The sequence below is a fragment of the Kitasatospora sp. NPDC036755 genome (assembly GCF_040636595.1).
Taxonomy (GTDB): Bacteria; Actinomycetota; Actinomycetes; order Streptomycetales; family Streptomycetaceae; genus Kitasatospora.
The window spans coordinates 1-2,381 of record NZ_JBEZUT010000603.1 but is presented as its reverse complement, the minus strand read 5'-3'; the positions used below and the strand labels follow the sequence as shown (position 1 = coordinate 2,381).

Annotated in this window: 1 protein-coding gene and 1 pseudogene; both read right to left on the bottom strand. The window is 75.9% G+C overall.

What is annotated here, in order from left to right:
• Positions 1-63: 63 nt before the first annotated feature.
• On the bottom strand, positions 64-954 hold the full coding sequence (locus AB0E96_RS40415) for a transglutaminase domain-containing protein (RefSeq protein WP_359831750.1): 891 nt from the start codon (positions 952-954) through the stop codon (positions 64-66).
• A 178-nt stretch (positions 955-1,132) separates the two neighbouring features.
• Positions 1,133-2,381 (bottom strand): annotated as a pseudogene (locus AB0E96_RS40410) (polynucleotide adenylyltransferase); the annotation flags it as partial.

The window sequence follows — 2,381 nt, the reverse complement described above, 5'->3', positions numbered from 1 at the left end:
CGTGGCCCGCTCGTCGGACGCGCCCGGTCCGGTACCGGCCGCCCGCGGGAACGCTCTCCGGGGTCAGCGCAGGGTGACCTCGCGGGGGCCGTTGAAGGGGGCCAGGGACAGGACGGTCTTCGGGGTGCGCAGCGCGTCGTGCTCGGCGAAGAGGCGGCGGACGGAGGGGAGGTGGACGGGGCCGACGGTCAGGTGGGCGACCTCGTCGTAGGGGGCGTGGGGGGTGTTGGTGGAGCCGGAGCCCCAGGTGTCCCAGAGCAGGGTCTCGACCTTGTTGAGGGCGGCGAGGTCGAGCCGGGTGGAGTGGGCGACGAACCATTCGCCGTTGAGCGGGCCCTCCTCGGGCGGGTGGACGCCGAACGAGCCGGCGGCGGACCGGTCGGAGCGGATGGTGCGCCAGGCGCGGCCGGCGACCAGGAAGCGGTCGCGCGGGACGTCCATCGGGTCGAAGTCCACCCGCCAGGCGGCGGCGACCTTCGGGTCGGCCAGCTGCGGGTCGGCGAGCAGCCAGCCGCGCCGCTCGTCCCAGTACTCGGTGGCGACGTGGTCGCAGTGGAAGCCGTCCGGGCCGAGGTAGTCGGCGAAGCCGCAGCGCAGCCGGGCCGGGATGCCGACGTGGCGCAGGAAGGAGCAGTGCAGCAGCGCCAGGTCCCGGCAGACGCCGACGAAGCGGTCCGCCGGCGCGCGGGGGTGGCTGAGCGGGGCCGGGTCGCGGTCGGTGATCAGGTGCAGGATGTCGTCGAGGTAGCGCGTCTCGGCGTCGTGGTGGAGCCGGGCCGCCGGGATGGGGTGGTGGAACAGTCGCCCTTCCAGTCGATGGATGATCAGGTTCCGGGCGATCCGGGCGAGTCGGGTCGGATCCCTGGGGAGATCGGCGTACCGGGAGAGGTGGGCGCCGGGGTCGGAGAAGACGCTCTGGCCGAGGTAGAAGGACGGGAAGTCGGCGGAGGGCACGGGGGAACTCCCATGGGGCTTCGGCCGCATGATCGATGACTGGGCCGCTGCGGCTCACCGTGGCAAATTTCGGGGGCGATTGTCCAGAAGAGTCCTGCGGGAAGGGGCGGTTCGGGCGATCGGGGGTGATCCGGCGGCTCGGCGTATCGGCCTGTCGGCATTTCGGCTTTCCATCGGTTCATCGGGCCGGGGTGGGGACGCCACCGCCTTCCACGTGGTCGACCCTCACCCCGGGCAGACCGCGGGACCAGGCCTTCGCGGGCGGGGTGAGCCGGTCGGCGGAGAGCGGGGCGGGGCCGAGGCCGATCGGCAGGTGGACCCGGCCGTCGGAGGTCCGGTACGGGTGGGGCCAGGCGTGCAGCCGGGCGGCCCCGGCGTCCTCCAGCGCGGTCAGCAGGGCGCGGACGCGGCCCCGGACGAGGCCGAGTGACTCCTCGTCGGTGCTGACCACGGCCCAGGCGGCGTGGCGGCGGTGCAGCGGGGGAGCGGCGAGCAGGGCGGGCCACGGGTCCTCGGCGGCCTCGACGGCTCCGGTGGCCTCGGCTGCCTCCGTGCCCTCGACGGCTCCGGTGGCCTTCGTGCCCTCGGCCGCCTCGACGGTGAGCTCCCAGGCGCGGTAGAGCTCCTCGGTGAGCAGGTCGCGGGTGTCGGCGCCGACCTGGGTGGTGCAGCTGCGGACCGGCGCGGAGGGGGTGAACACGGTGAGCGCGCCCTCGGCGGGAGGCGTCGGGCCGTCGGCGAGGGCGACGGGCAGGCTCCAGTCCCGGCTCGCCCAGGTCTCGGTGAACCGCTCGAAGAGGTCCTCCTCGGTGCCGTCGGTCGCCTCCAGAACGGTCCTGGCGGCCAGCACCGACCAGGCGAGCGAAGGAAGTTGACCGAAGGGCGCGGAATCCAGGCCGCGCGCCCGCGCCCACGCCTTGACCTGGCGCGCGAGCCGGACGAAGCGGGCGTGGCGGTCGCCGAGCGCCGTCAGGATCGCCTCGGCGTCCGTGACGGCGCTCAGCGCGACGGCCTCCGCCTCGCCCAGTTCCGCGCGGCACTCGACGGCCCGCGCCGGGTCGAGCGCGCCGGTGAAGACCACGACGAGGTCGACCGACAGGCCGTCGGCCGTCAGCCGCAGCCCCGGCACCCGGGCGCCGCGGACCTCGCGCAGCCCTCGGGCTCCGGGTAGCGCGGCCGCCACCCGGGCGCGCACGGCGGGCAGATCGGCGGCGCCGGGCAGCGCCACCACGAGGTCCAGGTCGCTTCCGTCCAGCTGGCAGCCGAGCCGACGGGAGCCGACCGTGTGCACCACCCCCTCGGGCAGGGCGGCCGCGACGCGCCGCGCCAGGGCCGTCGCCGCGGCGGTGCGTCGGGCGGGCTCCGGGGCCGGCGAGGCGATCGGCGGCTCGGGCACCTGCCGCACCTCGCCCGTCCCCAGGGCGACC